The organism is Paenibacillus sp. 79R4, from assembly GCF_013393165.1.
GTDB lineage: Bacteria > Bacillota > Bacilli > Paenibacillales > Paenibacillaceae > Fontibacillus.
On record NZ_QJOT01000007.1, the window covers coordinates 286,616 to 303,060 of the forward strand.

Below are 16,445 nucleotides of genomic sequence, written 5' to 3' on the forward strand. Positions count from 1 at the left end.
ACAAAAAGCCCTCGGACTATAATCCGAAGGCTCTGTATGGTAGCTCTGTATGGTTGATTCTCTCTCTAATCCAATTCAAAAATAAAGGTTGTGCTTTCTCCTTCAACACTTGTGACGTGAATTTTGCCGCCTGCATTTTCTATAATAGCTCTTGCAATGGATAGTCCCAGGCCATAACTGCCGTCATGGGCTCTTGAAGCGTCTATACGATAAAATCGATCAAATAATCGGGGCAGATTTTCTTTTGGAATGCCGTTTCCTGAATTTTTGACGGAAAAGTGGACGTGGTTACGAGACTTTTTGAGCGCAACCTCAATTGTACCGTTTTCGTTAACGTACTTTACGGCATTATCAAGCAGTATGATAACGACTTGTTTTATTTTATCACCAGCTCCGTTTACGATGAGATCGGGCTCAATGTGCTGTGAAAGGGTTATTCCTTTTTCAAAGATAACGGCTTCCATCGCGAGCAGTACATCGTTCACAACATGGCTGATATTAAAAGGGACAAGCTCATTGTTTGCAGCCTCGCTGTCGGTTTTCGCCAGATACAATAGATCACTCACAAGCTTTCCCATCCGATCCGTCTCGGTTGCGATATAATCCAGCCATTTCTGCTGGCTCTCAATCGTCTCCGTTTTATTGGCATACAAGGCATCAGCATTAGCATGAATGACAGCGATCGGTGTCTTCAGTTCGTGAGAAGCATCTGCGATAAACTGCTTTTGTTTCTCATAAGCAATCTCTACAGGTGTAATGGCGCGGCGGGCAAAAAACAGGCTTATACCGAAAATCACAAACAGCATCACAAGGCTGATGGCGCCAAAGGTGAGCAATAGCTGGGAAAGTATGTTGTACGACTCGGTCACATCCATGAAATAGATCTGTTCAAGCACGGCCGCTTGAGTAACCCCGCCCTTGCCCTTGATAATAAGATTTGCATTCATGGCATTGATTTTATAAAGCCAGCGTTGTCCATCGATCGAGATGACCGCACTTTCTTTATTTGAAGAGGTGGCCAGCTTGGTTGCCTTTGCATAGGTTTCTTCGGTTAAATCCAAATAAGAATGAACATTCAGCAAAGTGTTTCCTTTGCCGACTAATACGCTAAAAGTGGAGGAATAATCATTTGGTATTTTCCCGACAAATACCCTGCCGCTGTTATTGTACTCGTCTGATTTTACCAACGAATTTATCCTAAGAGGGGATACAGCGATATTGGTTAGTTTGATTTGATTTTCCTTCTGGATATTACTGTAAGTTATCATGTAAATGGCAGCGAAGGCTGAGATCATAACGACTGTAATGATGGTCATGTTCAGGATCATAAATTTGTTCCGCAATCTCTTAAACATGTCTATCCCCCTGTGATTTCAACACGTAGCCGACACCGCGCATCGTATGAATTGAGGTCTCAGATTGAATATGACTCAATTTCTTGCGCAAGAACGAGATATAAACCTCCACATTATTATCTTCGGCTTCGCCATCGTACCCCCACAGCTTTTCAATAATGGTGTTCTTGGACACTACCAGGCCTCTCATGTTAATAAGCAGCTCTAATAGCTGAAATTCTTTTAAGGTGAGCTTGTACGACTTATTGTCGCAAAATAATTCGAGAGAATTAGGATAGAGGTTAATGTCTCCATAAGCCAATATCCCTTCTTGGATCAGCTTGCCTTTCCGGCGGCTAAGGGCACGAAGACGAGCAAGAAGCTCCTCGGACCTAAAGGATTTGGCCATATAATCATCTGCACCGCTATCCAGCCCGTTTACGGTATCCTCGGTCTCTCCCTTCGCTGTTAGAAGAACGACCGGAACAGACATCCCTTGCTTTCTGATTTCTTTTAGTATCGTTATGCCGTCTATTTTGGGAAGCATAATGTCAAGTATAATGAAGTCATAAATCGCTGATATTGCGCAATCCAGCCCATATTCTCCATCATGGGCCAAATCGACGGAATAATGGTTCTTCTTGAGAACCTGTGCCACGGCTTCAGCCAAATGTGTCTCATCTTCTACGATCAGTACTCTCACGCAGATACCTACCTCCTTGTTCTTCTCTATCTTAGCAACGCAACCTTTAATTAACCTTAATTTTGCTAAAGAGGTTTTGATCTATTTCATTTCTGTGAGCCCATCTCTGCGTTGCAGGAATACCCCCTCTGGCTATCATCAGGAGAGGTGAAACTTGGGAAAGAAAAAAAGTATGGAAAGTTCATTTATAACCATCTATCCTGGAGTGAAATTTAATATAATGAGTATGTTATTCATAAAATTTGTTTATTTACCCATCTTTCGGTTACCCGAATAGGTTTTACAACTGGAAGAGATCGGAGAGGCATACCATCCGTGGAATCATACAAGTCAAATCTATGAAGCGGATGTAACATAATGTAAGCGTCTAGGCGGAGTGAGGTATGGAGGTAAGCAAAAGCTAATAAGCCGTTAAAGTTTGGAGGGAAGGGTATTGAAAATCAGGGTCTTGCAGGAATCAGATGCGCAGATGTATCAGCAAGTTCGATTGGATGGCTTAAGGAAGGATCCGAGTGCCTTTGGCTCCACTTATGACCGCGAAGAGAAATTTTCTCTTGAGATGGTAGCTGAAAGAATAAAACCCAGTATGGATAAGTTTGTATTAGGTGCATTTGGAGATCACGGCAATTTATTTGGAGTTGTAGTCTTTGTGCGTGAGACAGGTATGAAGACTCGGCATAAAGGCAACATTTACGGCATGTATGTAGTTCCGGAAAAAAGGGGAATTGGGTTAGGAAAAGAACTCATGGGTGAAGTCATCAGAAAGGCGAGAGAAATGGAGGGAGTAGAACAATTAAACCTAACAGTGATCTCTAATAATAACCCTGCCAAAAAATTGTATATGTCTTTAGGATTTGAAATTTATGGTCAAGAACGAAATGCTCTTAAATACGAGAATCAATATGATGATGAAGATTTAATGGTTCTCAGATTTAAGGTGATGGTAGAGGAAACGCAGGTATAAGAAGGGATTATTTCATGGAAAGCAAAGATTACAGTCATTGCTGTAATGAAAGAGGGGGACCATGGGTAGTTCGTCATTTCGTTCTTACTGATCGTATATCTAATAGGGCTCATAACTGCTTATTTCAAACATTGCAAACAAAAAGCTAATAATTATGAGGTGATTACATGAATAATATCGATAAACGGAATCGCCTCGGTGAAGAGGAAGTATTCACTTATAAAACGACGAAAGACAAAAAGGTGTTTATTTATTGGAAAGGAAAGCAAGTATCCATACTTACCGGTAAGGCCAGTGAGAAGTTCTTAAAATCTATAGACGGTAAGGATCATCTGGAAACCCAGCTAGTCATGGCTAAATTGACGGGGAATTTTAAGCGCGGAAATGAGAAAGATGGAAAATCAGCGAAATAAACCGTAGTGACCGGAGTGCTGCAATCAGCAAAACTCACAACATGACCCAGCCTAAGATAAGTTTGTCTAGGGCTGGGTTATTTTTATAACGTATTAGGAGGGATTGATAATATGGAATATCTACGGGACTATACGATGTACATGGCGATTTTCGGAATGTTCAGCTTTATGTGGTTTGGGTGGGCTCAGGAGAAGCCCCGAAAGAGCTGGAGATTATATATTGGGATCGCCAGCGGGATTGCCCTTGTAGTCTGCCTGGTTGGAGTTTACTTGAGTATTATCAATTGGAATGAGGCTTCGGCATTGTCAGATACGAGTTCATTTAGAAGTTACTTGATATTTGTGATTATTGAATTTCTCCTTGCGGGTGTTGGCGCATTTCTGATGATTAGACTAAAAAGAAGTGATTATGTAGCCCCGTGGATTGCGTTGATTGTGGGAATTCATTTTTTCTGGCTCAAGGATGTATTTAAAGATTCAAGCCTGAACATTTTAGGGATTCTCCTTATTGCAGTCGTATTTATTTCATTCTGGCTATCCAAAAAATGGAGTGTTGCAAATAGCGCGATAACGGGGATTGGTGCCGGCACTGTACTGTTCTGCTTCGCCATATTAGGGTTGAGTCGGTATCTTGCTTTGTAAGGCGGCAGCGAACAATTACCTAAACCTATACTGGCTCAACTCAAGTAGAAAGAGCTCGTTTAAATGATAAAGATGAACCGAAAAGGGGGATGAACTTGCCAGAGCCTGAGGAAGTCCTGAGTGGAGGAAATATAAATAAGGTCGTAAAGGTAGGCGGGACCGTTCGCCGAGCGGTTGCTTCACCTGATCCGTATGTACATGAGTTGCTAATGCATCTTGAACAAGCAGGATACCCCAGCTCGCCCAGATATATCGGGATTGATGAGGAAGGACGTGAGATCCTCTCATTCCTTGAAGGCGTTGTTCCCGGAAATGATTATCCTGATATCGAACCGTATATGTGGTCAGATGATACGTTGGCTGAGCTGGCCAAACTGTTAAGAAATTATCACAATGCAACCGTAGGATTTATGGCATCCGTACGCTCTGCAAATGAGTACCCGGAACGGTCTTTACATGAGGTTGTCTGCCATAACGATGCGGCATTGTATAACATTGTATTTAAGGACAATCATCCAATTGGCCTCATTGACTTTGATATGTCAGGACCGGGACCGCGCATATGGGATATCGCCTACACGTTGTATACATCTATTCCGCTAGCCTCGTTCGCACCTAATAATAAGGATCGAGCAGTCGTGCAGTATGAGAGAGAGGAACATGCAGCGTTAAGAAGGAGACGCATAGATTTGTTTTTTAAATCTTACGGGTTAGCTGTGCCGATCGATCTTAAACAGTGGGTCATCTCTCGGATGAAGTTGATGTGTACGACCTTATCCGAACGAGCGGAATCCGGTGATATGGCCTTCGTGAGATTAGTTGAAGAAGGTCATTTAGCACATTACCTGAGTGAGGTCAGCTTTCTGGAACAGCATTTTGATGATTGGTGGAACTAATAAGATTAAGAACGGGGGAACATCTATGATCGCACTTAGGGAAATAGATCGGGATAATTTTTATGATGTCATTAAGCTGAGTGTAAGCGACGAGCAGAAAGAGTTCGTTGCGTCCAATTTATTTTCGCTTGCACAGGCTAAGGCATACCCGGAGTGTATCTGCCTGGCTATTAATCAGGATGAGGTACTTGTGGGCTTTACAATGTATTGCATTGATCAGGAGGATCAGGAATATTGGATTTATCGCTTAATGATAGATGCTGCGCATCAGTCAAAAGGTTACGGAAAGGCTGCTATGTAGCTGCTTATTGAACGAATCAAAGCAGATCTTCAGCATCAGATGATCTACATCAGCTTTGAACCCACGAATGTTGGAGCAAGACATTTATATGAACAATTAGGCTTCCGGGCCGATGGACGAGTGATCGATGGCGAAGTGGTGTATAAGCTGGAATATTAATTAGAACGGGCTCTTAGAGGAGGATATTTATTATGTTTTATGTCAATTCAAGGGCGATCATTGAAAGAAAGCTCGATGGGCAAATAGAAATTTTAAATAATTTTCCTTTAGGGTAAAATACAAATAGATAGTTTCAAGGGGAAATTAGGGGGCAGCTAACATGACAGAGAAAAAAGAAACGAATCCCAAGGTTGATGCATTTATGGGCAAGTCGAAAAAGTGGAAGGAAGAATATGAGAAGCTGAGAAATATCGTTCTTGACTGTGGCCTGGACGAAGAGTTCAAATGGATGCATCCTTGTTATACATTTGAGAAGAAAAATATAGTGTTAATCCATGGATTCAAAGAATATTGTGCCCTACTTTTCCATAAAGGAGCTTTGTTGCAGGATCCTCAAGGGATTTTGATTCAACAAACGGAGAATGTACAGGCGGCACGGCAGATTCGGTTCACGAATGCTCAAGAAATCGTTGAGATGGAAGCGATCCTGAAAAATTATATCCATGCAGCCATTGAGGTGGAAAAGGCCGGCTTGAAAATCGAATTTAAAAAAGAAACAGAATTCGAAAGTCCTGTAGAATTTCAAAATAGACTAGACGGAGATCCTGCCTTGAAAACGGCCTTTGAGGCATTAACTCCGGGACGGCAAAAGGCTTACATCATGTTCTTCGCTGCGCCCAAGCAATCCAAAACTCGAGAGTCCAGAGTAGATAAGTATACACAGCAAATTCTTGAGGGCAAAGGATTGAATGATCGGTAACCGTTTATGAAAAAAAGGATATAGATGTTCTCTAAGAAGAGAGGATCTATATCCTTTATTATTTAGCGTCTTCGGATCAACCATTACTCGCTTTCATAGCTCATTTGCCATTCAATGCCGAACTTGTCTCGCAGGTTGCCATAACACTTGCTCCAGAATGTCTCTTGCAGCTCCATTTTCACCGAGCCGCCATCTTGCAGCTTGTTAAATAACTGTTTGACCTGATCGATATCTTTGCTGACATAAGCAAGACTAATGTTATTCCCAACCGTAAATGGCGAACCGGGAAAAACGTCTGAGAACATGACATTACTGCCATTGATGTTCAGTCGTGAGTGCATGATTAAGTTTTTGGCTGCTTCAGGAAGTGAATATTCAGGGTTAGGTGGGTTGTCACCGTAAGCCATAAATTGCGGTTTCTCGGTTTCGAATATTTGTGCATAATACTCTACTGCTTCACGACAGTTTCCATTGAAATACAGATAGACCTCAACAGCCACTAACTTCACTCCCCGTCATGGATTCAATTTATAAATCAGAAACATCGATTGACTTCAAAATTGTACCATGTGAACCGATGAAATCAAAATAGATTACTATGGTTTAAGGCCTGCTTCCGTCTAACAGTTAAAATTCTCTCCGCTGTGTAAGTATTTCTCAGTCAGCGTGGTGAGCAATTGAATGCCTACTTCATTATGTCCGCCTTCGGGAATAATGAGGTCGGCGTATTTTTTGGAAGGCTCAATAAAAGCTTCATGCATCGGTTTGACCGTACTTAAGTATTGATCATGTACGGAGCGAATGGAGCGACCGCGCTCCTCAATATCTCGAACCACCCGGCGAAGTATGCGTACATCAGGGTCCGTATCGACGAACACTTTAATGTCCAATATGGCTCTGAGATTCTCATCGGACAGGATGTGAAGGCCTTCGAGGATCATAATGTGATTAGGCTTCAGTTCAAGGGTTTGTGTTTTTGAACGGGCATGAACCGTGAAGTCATATACAGGGGCGTAGGCAATCTTGCCTTCCGCCAAAGCTTGAATATGTTCAATCATGAGCTCGGTATCAAAGGCGAAGGGATGATCATAATTAATCTTCTCGCGCTCTGCAAAGCTTAGATGGGGATTATCTTTGTAGTAGTTATCTTGGGAAATAAAGGTTACCTTGTCCGAACCAAGTCGATCAATCACGGAATGGGCAACCGTCGTTTTACCTGATCCGGTGCCACCGGAAATACCAATAATCAGCATGTTTATTCAAAAATCCTCCCTAGTCCTATGAGCTTGTACAATTTTTATATTGTAGCATAGCGGACTTATTTTTTCACCATGAAACGACACATATGTACATAAAAGTGAAACAAGGGTTATAAATTGCTCTTCACAGAAATCACTGCTATAATTTGCATATGAATCAGGATTGGGGGTTATATCGGTGGCAATGCTGAATTGCTCGTTAGCTAGGAAGGACTCATGCAAAGCCTGATCTGGGGCGATACTTTGCGTGGGGCGCGATAATATGAGTTTGATCGCCCATACTTAACATCATCGTTTCTAATACAGGCTTTGCACCTTATTCTTCAAATTACAATAAGGGGCTGAAAGCTATGAGTGCACCATTTATTAGAAACCATCAGTATAATATGATTAAGAAACAAGCGGAATTTCTTCAGAAAACATTGCAAACGGTTGCGGATCGGAGTGTCCTGGAAACCGTAAGGTACAGTGCTGTAACGAACATTGTTGAAGCATTTCCTTCACTGACAGAGGATCAGAAGCAGATGCTGGTACAGATATCGGCCCTGGACTCGGCAAGTGACTTCAAGAGCTATCTAAGCGCTTTGGAACCTTACCTGGAGCCTTTTCCGCAGATTACGCCGAAGCAGATCCAGAAGCTGTTTCCTAAGAATAAGAAGTTGAAATTACCGGACCTGAATGCTATCGACTTTCGATATTTAACCTATTTGAGCTGGGCGGATATTGCCACGAACAAGTTATTTATGGTATATCCATTCGAGGGAAGGTTTATCGGTATTGAGGGAAGAATTACACCGATCCACAAGAAGGGATACTGCCTGTTCTGCAATCGGCACCAAGAGCTTGCCTTCTTTTCGGTCAAGACGAAGCCTGCTCATTCTTCGCCGGATAATCTTTCGTTCATGGGGCATTATGTCTGCCTGGAGAACCAAGAGTGTAATCACCGAATTACCAATACAGGGCCGTTGGAGAAATTCATTCTCTCGGCCACTAAATAACATATGAACCGACGTAAGGCTGCCTTTAATGGCAGCCTTTTTTTTGATAACAAAACCTATACTTTTGACGGTATAATCTTTATTTTGTTAATTGGAATATATAGGAATTATTTGCTAATATATTATTTGTAATCGCTTACATTATCTTCTAAGTAGAACATTTTATCACAGACTCGTAGATCGCTCCGGCTAGCTGCTAGATCCCAACAGGTCAGTCTAACTGCACCTAAATAAAAAGGAGGAATGTTCTAATGTTCAAAGCAAAGATCGTAAAAGTAGTAGCGACCCTTGGGCTCTTTAGCAGTCTGTTCTCGATCCCTATGTTGCCAGCAGCTAGTGCAGCTGATGCTAACTGTCCGAATGGTTACGTTGGTCTGACGTACGATGATGGTCCAAATCCAAGCAATACGACAAATTTGCTCAATGCACTGAAGCAGAATGGTCTACGTGCAACGATGTTCAACATGGGACAAAATGCGCAAAGCTACCCTTCTTTAGTCCAGGCTCAGGTGACCGCAGGGATGTGGGTCGGCAACCACTCCTATACGCATCCGCATATGACTACATTGAGCACTTCGCAAATGTCATCGGAAATTACCCGAACTCAGCAGGCCATCCAGTCGGCTACGGGAACGGCACCAAAGCTGTTCCGCCCACCTTATGGCGAGACGAATGCTACCTTGAAATCCATCGAACAGCAAAACGGTCTTACTGAAGTGCTGTGGAATGTTGATTCCCAGGACTGGAACGGTGCCTCGACCGCCCAAATCGTAGCTGCTGTAGGCACGATGCAGAACGGAGATGTAATCCTGATGCATGACCAGTACCAGACAACGCTCCAGGCGATCCCGCAAATTGCGCAGAATCTCAAGAGTCGTGGTCTTTGCTCCGGCATGATCTCTACGTCAACTGGCCGGGCAGTGGCACCTGACGGAGGCGGTAATACGAATCCTCCAGGCAATACGACGAGAGTAGAAGCAGAGAGCATGACGAAGAGTGGTCAGTATACGGGGAATATCAGTTCTCCGTTCAGCGGAGTAGCTCTATACGCCAATGGAGACTCGGTCAAGTACACGCAAAATTTCACGAGCGGAACTCATCATTTCTCACTCCGAGGTGCTTCCAATAACTCTAATATGGCCAGGGTCGACTTGAAAATAGGCGGACAGACGAAGGGGACCTTCTATTTTGGCGGAACTAATCCTGCGGTTTACACTCTGAGCAATGTCAGTCATGGTACAGGTAATCAGCAAATTGAGCTTGTCGTAACAGCGGATAATGGGACATGGGATGTGTATATCGATTATTTAGAGATTAGCTAAAGCGTGAAATGGTAAGGCAATTTTATAGTCATGGAACGGATGCAGGCTTTCCCCTTTATGGTTATTAGTTGTATAATCAGGGGAAAGCTCAGACAACACACACCCCAGCCTAGGATAAGAGCTATCTTAGGCTGGGGTGTTTTATTTTCATTAGGGATATTGATAGTTAATTATAAGAGGTTTATTTAGTAATTATAGAAATCACGCAGAAATATTGTATAGGAAAAGTGTGGGTTTAAGCTGGGCCGAAACTTGCGAGAGAAGAGAATTGTTGAGCTGACTAGAGGGGGAAGAAAAGAAATGAGTAATAATCTAAAGCTAGAGCTGTCTATTGTAGATAAAGAATCTGACGTAGCTTTCTTTTGGGAGTTATTTAATGATTATATTAATGAACTTTCTCTTAACGCAACTATAGGGAGTGAGTTTGATGTGGACTACTTTTACTCTGATGAATATAGAGATGTAATTGAGGAACTAAGAAGTAGAGATATAAACCCACTAAAAATCTATTTTATACAAGAAGCGGCTTTGATTGGTTTTTTAATGTATGTCACTTATTTTGATGAAGGTGGAAAATGCTTTTTAATGGAATACTATATCGAACCTAAATACCGCAACCATGGGTATGGCAAGCTGGCTTATTTGCAAGCTGAACAGCTTGTTAGGAATGAAGGTGCTTTATATATTGAATTAACACCGACCAACGAAGCCAACGAAAGGTTCTGGAGTAGGGTTGGGTTCGAGAAGTCTATGGATGTGGATGAAGATAACAAACACTATTACAGAAAATCACTTAAGATATAAAAGAAATTTGGAATATAAATGAACTTCGCCAGTAACAATACTACTTATAATTTCTTTATTAATCTATCTATTTCGTCAGACTGATATTAAGGGGAAAGAAAAGGATAAGGTGGGACAGAGTAATTGATAACAAATGCTGTACGACTAGCAACTTCAGAAGACTGTTTATCGTTAGTTGAATTAAATTACAAATTTAGTGGAGTGGAACGACCCCGCAAATCATTCGCTTGTTAGAAGAAAACTTGCTCCAAATCGGGGTCAAGCATATCACGGTATTAACAGGACAAAGCAATGTTAGGGCCCAAAAAACATATCAAAAAGCGAAATATGTATTAGCGGATGAAGTTATGTATGAGAAATTAGCTGAGGAATCTTAGCTTTAGGGAGGAAAGAATATGCAATGAATAGAGGTGCTGGTATGCAGAACCCTTTTAAAGAAATCCTGTCTTCAGAAGATGAGATTAGAGAGCTCATAGGTCATCCCAGTGAGATTGTTAAAAAGAAAGCCATACAACACCTGGATGCTCATTGCCAAAATTTTATTGCTATGTCCCCATTAATTTATGTCCACTGCGGATGATCAAGGGTTTTGTGATGTATCTCCGCGGGGGGATGCTCCTGGATCGGTTCTAGTCATAGATGAGCAACACTTAGTGATTCCTGAGCGGCCAGGCAATCGTAGAATCGATTCTTTAAGGAATATTTTGTTAAACTCCAGAATCGGCCTAATATTTCTTATTCCCGGGTTAGAAGAGACGCTTAAAATTAATGGGAAAGCCTTCGTAATCAAGGATAAGTACATTCTAGGACAAATGAAATCCAGAGATAAGCAGCCCCTATTAGGGATTGGGGTAGAGGTTGAGGAATGCTTCATTCATTGTGCTAAAGCCTTTAAGCGGTCCAAGGTGTGGGATATCCGGTCGTGGGCTATGGACGACGCTTTGCCGTCGGTTTTGGCTATATTAAAGGATCATGTGAACTCATCTGAATATACTGAAGAGGTTATACGGAAAGGATTAGCGGAGAGCTAAGAGAAGAGATTATATTGAATCAAGTTATTAGCCGGAGGAGATAATTATGATCGTTTATTCAGATGACAAAGAACAAAATGCACGCGATGTAGCTGAAGTTTTTCGGAATTCCGGAATCAAAAGACCTTATGAAGATGTTGAGAGAATCCAAAGCATGATCGATCATTCAGATATTATGATTACCGCTTGGTCTGATGGCAGGATGGTGGGAGTAGCCAGAGCTTTAACTGACTATTCGTATTGCTGTTATTTATCTGATCTGGCGGTGGACCAGGGATATCAGAAACAGGGAATTGGAAAAGAACTGGTACAACGTGTACAGGCAAAAATAGGGGAGCAATGCTCATTAATACTAATTTCCGCCCCAACCGCAGTGGATTACTACCCGGGTTTGGGATTTGAACGAACGGATAAAGCATTTTTAATAAGAAGAGACCAGTAAGCAGCCAAAGTACTTATGAGGGGGATCAGATGAAAGCTCTATTTCAATACAATTGGCAGGTCAGGGATGAATGGTTCGACGTATTGGAATCAATTCCACCACTTGAACTAATAAAAGAGCGTGGAACGGGAGTGGGCTCCTATCTTAAGACGCTTTTTCATATCCTTGATGTGGAATATAGCTGGATAAGAGCCATGCAGAATGAACCGGACATCGTGTTTCCATTTGAGGAGTATCAAGATGTTCAAGCTTTGAGAAACCTGTCCAATGAACTCAGAGTTGAAATTAGAGAGTTTATTGATCAATGGACACACGAGATGGAATATGAAATGGTGCATCCATCTTGGCAGGATAAGCCCTTCTGTAAAGGTGAAATTTTAAGACATATTTTAGTTCATGAAATCCATCATATTGGCCAGTTCTCAATTTGGTCGAAGGAAATCGGGATCCAAGTCGTTAGTTCGAATTTTATCGGTAGAGAATTAATGTGACCTCACTAAGAACGTACTCCCATGATTAATATCCAGAAACAAATAAGAATCCACATATCCTTAAAATAATAAACGAATCAGGCTGCTTAAGGAAGGTGGAGAGTAATGGAGGCCGATTTTTGGGTTAGATTCGGGGCTTTGATAATAGACTCAATCTTCATCGGAATCCTAATAGCAATAGTGTCTTATATGATTACAGGCGGTACAAACGATGAGAGCGTCAAGAGCATATTAAGGTTCTTATATTCGTTGTTATTGCCAATTTTCTGGGAAGGGTATACCGTTGGGAAGCGTCTCTGTGGGATCAAAATAAGAAAGGTCGATGATCAAACTCCGCCTGGACTTGGAACCATGTTCCTGCGCAATGTCTTTGCAGGTTTGATCTATACCCTGACCCTGGGAATTGGTGTGATTATCAGTGCATTTATGGTGGGAATGCGCTTGGATCGAAGAGCGATTCATGATTTTATTGCGGGTACAGAAGTGGTACATAATAAATGAGCCGGATTACACTATAGGCTATTATGAGATATCGGGTCATTATTACTATGAGAAAGGAGGCATTTAGCTTTGCTAAAACCCAAGAACAATGTAAGAAGGGGTTGGATATGGGTCGGTGCTTGCTTTATGATAATGATACTTGGCAGTAATCACCTGCATGGTTACTCCTTTTTGGATAGTTTTTTGAATGCTATTGGGATTGAAAGCTGGGCTACGAATGGGAAGATAAGCTGGCATGTAACATCCATCCTAGCCCTCCCTCTGTTATTGCTTTGCTTCATCCAATCAGTACGTTACATGAAGATGAGATATCCCAACGTTGCCATCACTTTATTTATAGGTAGCTGCTTATTTGGCGGCCTATATCCTAAACTGACAGAGCATGTGGTTAACTTCAGTCAGTGGTTAATGAAATAAATAGTGGTCTGGATTTACTGCAAAGCTGCCATACATTTTAGGGGAAGCATCTAGACAGGCCAGAATTGACTTTTCTAGCTCATCCGTAAATTTGAGATGCCTAATTACTTTTTGCTGTTTCACATCAAAGACTTGGACGAGCGTGGGATCTGTGGCTTGAGCATTCAGCTACAGCAGTCCTAATACGATCGTTATTATTTTTAGAATCATTTAGGTTCACCTCACAGATATTATTCCCAGGTTCCCAGGATCAATAAATAGATAAAGAGGAAGCGCATATGACCCATAAAATGATGACAGAACAAGAGATAAATAAGCTGCTTAGCTATCTTGATTTTTTTCAAGATTCCGGCAGTGTTTTCTTTACTGAGGTAAATGGGTATTACCGGGAGAGCGAAGAAGTTCTCAGGTTCCGTGAAGCACTGAATGAGACCGGATTTTTATTAGTATTCGATTGGAAGACTTGGCTTCATGAGCATGAAGTCTATAAAGATATCAGCCATGACATCCAGGATCAGATTCGGAATGCTGATATAGAGATATTGAGGAAATTAATGACGAGCTATATTCGCGGAGATCGGTTCAACGAAGGGTTGTTTATTTCTACGATTGTAAACGGACATATCGCCAATATTTTATTGAGACTTAAGGAACTGGTATAGAAGCCAGCAGAACAGAGTGATTATTTAAATAAAAGGCCTAACTCATAAGAGTCAGGCCTTATTGCTTTGCAAGAAGTCAGAGACCATGTTCTTGTATCCATCTTGATTCGGGAAGCAGTTATATAACCTGGAGGAGATCATTTTCTGACTGCCCAGGAAGAAGAGCTCATACTGATTTTGTCTCCCACCAAAAGCCCCGGCTCCCAGCTCCCAGGCTAGCCGAAACAAGGCGACTCGTTCCTTCGCAGTCGAGAAAATACCTTTTAAATAGTTCTCCAGATAAGGCTGAACACCTGATTCGAGATAAGCTCCCGAGGGACTCATGATTAAGCTGCTGGAGCTCAGCATTTGAATTATATTAGTGATTTCTAGATGGAAGTCAGGGAATTGCAGACTGGCGGCAAGCAAAGGACTGGTCGCAGGTATATAGTATCCCAGCTCATTGGCAGCTGCCTCTGCCTCCGACGCGAGTCTTAGTCCCTTCAGATTCTCAAGCGTCATCATCACCCGCGATATTTGCTGGATCGTGGACATCTCTAAGGTGACATTTTGCTCCTCTGCCAAGCTTTGAATAAGACCGAGAAGAAACTCTGTTTTGGCAATATATCTGGAGACGACCTGATATCCGGCATGGGCTAAGAAGTTTCCTTCTGTAAGTAAACGATTCGCCATGTTCTCATTCCCATAGATAAATACACGGTTATGAGGAACAAGCACCTTGTCGAAAATAACCATCGTATCCATCTCATCAAATCGGGAGCTGAGCGGATAGTCGAAGGTGGAGTCATGCGCATAGCTGTCACGGCAAACAAAGGTCATCCCCTCGAGATCATTCGGGACTGCGAAAGCGACGGCCATTGGATTCGCATCCTCTGAAAATGTGAAGGAAGGGGTGGGCAGGACCAGAATTTCTTCACACGTCGCACCTTGAGTAGCCATTACAAAGGCACCGCTAACGATCAGACCTTCGTCAGTGGCTTCAATCACCTTACAAGCGAGGGTTTCTTCAATAGGGTCTGCCTCTGCTGACCATTTGCTTGCAAACGGCTGGACAAAAGCATGGGATAAAGTGATGTCGTTGTCCCGGCAATATTCATAATAGCTTCTTAAATGGTTGGCGAACTTAGGGTCATCCTCTTCAAGAATCGCAGCAGCAGTGTATAACGACATAAGGACTGTATTCATATAGTCGGGAGAGCGGCCCAGAAATCCGTGATGTCTATTGGACCACAGATCAATCATTTGTCTCCTTTGCAGTAAATCCTCTCTATTCATTGGAGGAAGAAAAGATAAGCCAACGGGATCATCGCCGAGCGGGGATTTATAAGTCATCAGACCGGTATAGCGGGCATCGCACTGCATATCGTATAGATCAGCCTGGGTGTGTATTAGTCCGCGAAATACAGGATGCTCGGATAGCAGACCCGTAACACGCTGGCCGTTATACCATAAATTAATGTGTTGACGATCGATCCGCTCGATATACTCTTTACCGTTTTTTATTGGCAAGACATACACACCCTCTCGCTATTCCTGGTAAGCGTAGTAGTTGATTACCACTTATCTTATGCCGTCTAAATAATGAAAGTGATTTGTCCAGAGACTTGGACAATTCGAATGGAAGGAGGCGAACCTTATGATATCGAATACTTAGTTACACACATATGATCCGGCCGAGGATAAGCTATCTAAAGCCGGTTCTTCTTGTAAATGCGGGAACATGAAAGCTTGGTTAATCATTTCTTTAAGGTGGGAAGTACTATGAGAACTCTGCCAACTATTCAATTAGAGAGGCTCACATTAAGGCCTTTTCATGCAGATGATGCGGAAGCAGTTCAAAAATTAGCGGGTGATCCTTATATCGCCGAGACAACATTATATATCCCGCATCCCTATGAGGACGGTATCGCTGAAGCTTGGATCGGTACACATAGCAACAATTTTAGTCTGGGCCGGTCACTTGAATTAGCGGTTGAACATAAGGAAGATAAATGTTTAATCGGTGCGATAAGTATAGGAATGAATAAGAAGTTTAATCATGGGGAACTTGCCTATTGGATGGGCAAGGAATATAAAAATTACGGATACTGCACCGAAGCTGCAAAAGGGATGGTCAGATATGCATTTGAAGAAATGAAGTTGAATCGCATATTTGCCCGTTATCTAAGCAAGAACCCAGCTTCGGGTAGGGTTATGAGTAAACTAGGCATGAAATACGAAGGGACATTAAGACAGCATGTAATCAAATGGGACAAGTATGAAGACCTCGTATATTATGGGCTTTTGAAAGATGAATATATTTGTGAGTGACTTCGCTTTTCATAGCTCTTGCTGGATCAAAAACCT

Annotated in this window: 19 protein-coding genes and 1 pseudogene; 15 read left to right on the top strand and 5 right to left on the bottom strand. The window is 42.1% G+C overall.

What is annotated here, in order from left to right:
* Window positions 1–65: 65 nt before the first annotated feature.
* Both DMN77_RS12455 and DMN77_RS12460 read right to left on the bottom strand, forming a co-directional pair.
* Window positions 66–1,316: a sensor histidine kinase gene (locus tag DMN77_RS12455; RefSeq protein WP_256872362.1), complete on the bottom strand. Its 1,251-nt coding sequence runs from the start codon at window positions 1,314–1,316 to the stop codon at window positions 66–68.
* Between the two features lie 31 nt (window positions 1,317–1,347).
* Window positions 1,348–2,037 carry a response regulator transcription factor gene (locus DMN77_RS12460; protein WP_179015212.1) on the bottom strand — a complete coding sequence of 230 codons (690 nt, stop codon included), beginning with the start codon at window positions 2,035–2,037 and terminating at the stop codon, window positions 1,348–1,350.
* A gap of 433 nt (window positions 2,038–2,470) precedes the next feature.
* Between DMN77_RS12460 and DMN77_RS12465 the strand changes: the two genes are divergently transcribed.
* The 6 genes from DMN77_RS12465 to DMN77_RS12490 all read left to right on the top strand — a co-directional run bounded on the left by DMN77_RS12465 (window position 2,471) and on the right by DMN77_RS12490 (window position 6,172).
* A complete protein-coding gene (locus DMN77_RS12465; RefSeq protein WP_179015213.1) occupies window positions 2,471–3,001 on the top strand; it encodes a GNAT family N-acetyltransferase in 531 nt (176 codons plus the stop codon).
* 167 nt (window positions 3,002–3,168) lie between these two features.
* Complete coding sequence (locus tag DMN77_RS12470; protein WP_068780254.1) at window positions 3,169–3,414, top strand: hypothetical protein; 246 nt, start codon at window positions 3,169–3,171, stop codon at window positions 3,412–3,414.
* A 111-nt stretch (window positions 3,415–3,525) separates the two neighbouring features.
* Window positions 3,526–4,056: a hypothetical protein gene (locus DMN77_RS12475; RefSeq protein WP_068780255.1), complete on the top strand. Its 531-nt coding sequence runs from the start codon at window positions 3,526–3,528 to the stop codon at window positions 4,054–4,056.
* Window positions 4,057–4,145: 89 nt separating this feature from the next.
* Window positions 4,146–4,952 (top strand): aminoglycoside phosphotransferase family protein, encoded by an 807-nt coding sequence (locus DMN77_RS12480; RefSeq protein WP_372775832.1) that lies wholly within the window; start codon window positions 4,146–4,148, stop codon window positions 4,950–4,952.
* Between the two features lie 25 nt (window positions 4,953–4,977).
* The gene (locus tag DMN77_RS23915; RefSeq protein WP_256872363.1) at window positions 4,978–5,253 is read left to right on the top strand and encodes a GNAT family N-acetyltransferase; all 276 of its coding nucleotides are present in this window, start codon (window positions 4,978–4,980) and stop codon (window positions 5,251–5,253) included.
* Window positions 5,254–5,572: 319 nt separating this feature from the next.
* Complete coding sequence (locus DMN77_RS12490) at window positions 5,573–6,172, top strand: YdeI/OmpD-associated family protein (RefSeq protein ID WP_179015216.1); 600 nt, start codon at window positions 5,573–5,575, stop codon at window positions 6,170–6,172.
* Between the two features lie 83 nt (window positions 6,173–6,255).
* Here the strand turns inward: DMN77_RS12490 and DMN77_RS12495 are convergent, their stop codons facing one another.
* Window positions 6,256–6,672: a VOC family protein gene (locus DMN77_RS12495; protein ID WP_179015218.1), complete on the bottom strand. Its 417-nt coding sequence runs from the start codon at window positions 6,670–6,672 to the stop codon at window positions 6,256–6,258.
* A 120-nt stretch (window positions 6,673–6,792) separates the two neighbouring features.
* Complete coding sequence (gene udk, locus DMN77_RS12500; protein ID WP_068780259.1) at window positions 6,793–7,425, bottom strand: uridine kinase; 633 nt, start codon at window positions 7,423–7,425, stop codon at window positions 6,793–6,795.
* A 356-nt stretch (window positions 7,426–7,781) separates the two neighbouring features.
* On the opposite strand from udk, the gene DMN77_RS12505 reads away from it, so the two are divergent.
* The 8 genes and pseudogenes from DMN77_RS12505 to DMN77_RS12540 all read left to right on the top strand — a co-directional run bounded on the left by DMN77_RS12505 (window position 7,782) and on the right by DMN77_RS12540 (window position 14,099).
* Window positions 7,782–8,429: a FusB/FusC family EF-G-binding protein gene (locus DMN77_RS12505; protein ID WP_179015219.1), complete on the top strand. Its 648-nt coding sequence runs from the start codon at window positions 7,782–7,784 to the stop codon at window positions 8,427–8,429.
* A 251-nt stretch (window positions 8,430–8,680) separates the two neighbouring features.
* Window positions 8,681–9,751, top strand: coding sequence for a polysaccharide deacetylase family protein (locus DMN77_RS12510; RefSeq protein WP_179015227.1), 1,071 nt, complete (start codon window positions 8,681–8,683; stop codon window positions 9,749–9,751).
* A gap of 300 nt (window positions 9,752–10,051) precedes the next feature.
* A complete protein-coding gene (locus tag DMN77_RS12515) occupies window positions 10,052–10,555 on the top strand; it encodes a GNAT family N-acetyltransferase (RefSeq protein WP_068780262.1) in 504 nt (167 codons plus the stop codon).
* 418 nt (window positions 10,556–10,973) lie between these two features.
* Window positions 10,974–11,586 (top strand): annotated as a pseudogene (locus DMN77_RS12520) (MSMEG_1061 family FMN-dependent PPOX-type flavoprotein).
* Between the two features lie 46 nt (window positions 11,587–11,632).
* Window positions 11,633–12,028: a GNAT family N-acetyltransferase gene (locus tag DMN77_RS12525; RefSeq protein ID WP_068780264.1), complete on the top strand. Its 396-nt coding sequence runs from the start codon at window positions 11,633–11,635 to the stop codon at window positions 12,026–12,028.
* A gap of 29 nt (window positions 12,029–12,057) precedes the next feature.
* A complete protein-coding gene (locus DMN77_RS12530) occupies window positions 12,058–12,519 on the top strand; it encodes a DinB family protein (protein WP_179015228.1) in 462 nt (153 codons plus the stop codon).
* Between the two features lie 105 nt (window positions 12,520–12,624).
* Window positions 12,625–13,020 (top strand): RDD family protein, encoded by a 396-nt coding sequence (locus tag DMN77_RS12535; RefSeq protein ID WP_179015230.1) that lies wholly within the window; start codon window positions 12,625–12,627, stop codon window positions 13,018–13,020.
* Between the two features lie 695 nt (window positions 13,021–13,715).
* Window positions 13,716–14,099, top strand: a complete 384-nt coding sequence (locus DMN77_RS12540; RefSeq protein WP_068780268.1) for a DUF6508 domain-containing protein — start codon at window positions 13,716–13,718, stop codon at window positions 14,097–14,099.
* 51 nt (window positions 14,100–14,150) lie between these two features.
* Here DMN77_RS12540 and DMN77_RS12545 read toward each other — a convergent pair whose 3' ends face one another.
* A complete protein-coding gene (locus DMN77_RS12545) occupies window positions 14,151–15,608 on the bottom strand; it encodes a 4-hydroxyphenylacetate 3-hydroxylase N-terminal domain-containing protein (protein WP_068780269.1) in 1,458 nt (485 codons plus the stop codon).
* Between the two features lie 252 nt (window positions 15,609–15,860).
* On the opposite strand from DMN77_RS12545, the gene DMN77_RS12550 reads away from it, so the two are divergent.
* The gene (locus DMN77_RS12550; protein WP_068780270.1) at window positions 15,861–16,409 is read left to right on the top strand and encodes a GNAT family N-acetyltransferase; all 549 of its coding nucleotides are present in this window, start codon (window positions 15,861–15,863) and stop codon (window positions 16,407–16,409) included.
* The last annotated feature ends 36 nt before the right edge of the window (window positions 16,410–16,445 follow it).

Coding starts and splice junctions, on each gene's coding strand:
- DMN77_RS12480 (WP_372775832.1), top strand. CDS start 4,146: ATGAACTTGCCAGAGCCTGAGGAAGTCCTGAGTGGAGGAAATATAAAT.
- DMN77_RS12475 (WP_068780255.1), top strand. CDS start 3,526: ATGGAATATCTACGGGACTATACGATGTACATGGCGATTTTCGGAATG.
- DMN77_RS12525 (WP_068780264.1), top strand. CDS start 11,633: ATGATCGTTTATTCAGATGACAAAGAACAAAATGCACGCGATGTAGCT.
- DMN77_RS12515 (WP_068780262.1), top strand. CDS start 10,052: ATGAGTAATAATCTAAAGCTAGAGCTGTCTATTGTAGATAAAGAATCT.
- DMN77_RS12540 (WP_068780268.1), top strand. CDS start 13,716: ATGACCCATAAAATGATGACAGAACAAGAGATAAATAAGCTGCTTAGC.
- DMN77_RS12535 (WP_179015230.1), top strand. CDS start 12,625: ATGGAGGCCGATTTTTGGGTTAGATTCGGGGCTTTGATAATAGACTCA.
- DMN77_RS12550 (WP_068780270.1), top strand. CDS start 15,861: ATGAGAACTCTGCCAACTATTCAATTAGAGAGGCTCACATTAAGGCCT.
- DMN77_RS12490 (WP_179015216.1), top strand. CDS start 5,573: ATGACAGAGAAAAAAGAAACGAATCCCAAGGTTGATGCATTTATGGGC.
- DMN77_RS12505 (WP_179015219.1), top strand. CDS start 7,782: ATGAGTGCACCATTTATTAGAAACCATCAGTATAATATGATTAAGAAA.
- udk (WP_068780259.1), bottom strand. CDS start 7,425: ATGCTGATTATTGGTATTTCCGGTGGCACCGGATCAGGTAAAACGACG.
- DMN77_RS12455 (WP_256872362.1), bottom strand. CDS start 1,316: ATGACCATCATTACAGTCGTTATGATCTCAGCCTTCGCTGCCATTTAC.
- DMN77_RS12530 (WP_179015228.1), top strand. CDS start 12,058: ATGAAAGCTCTATTTCAATACAATTGGCAGGTCAGGGATGAATGGTTC.
- DMN77_RS23915 (WP_256872363.1), top strand. CDS start 4,978: ATGATCGCACTTAGGGAAATAGATCGGGATAATTTTTATGATGTCATT.
- DMN77_RS12470 (WP_068780254.1), top strand. CDS start 3,169: ATGAATAATATCGATAAACGGAATCGCCTCGGTGAAGAGGAAGTATTC.
- DMN77_RS12510 (WP_179015227.1), top strand. CDS start 8,681: ATGTTCAAAGCAAAGATCGTAAAAGTAGTAGCGACCCTTGGGCTCTTT.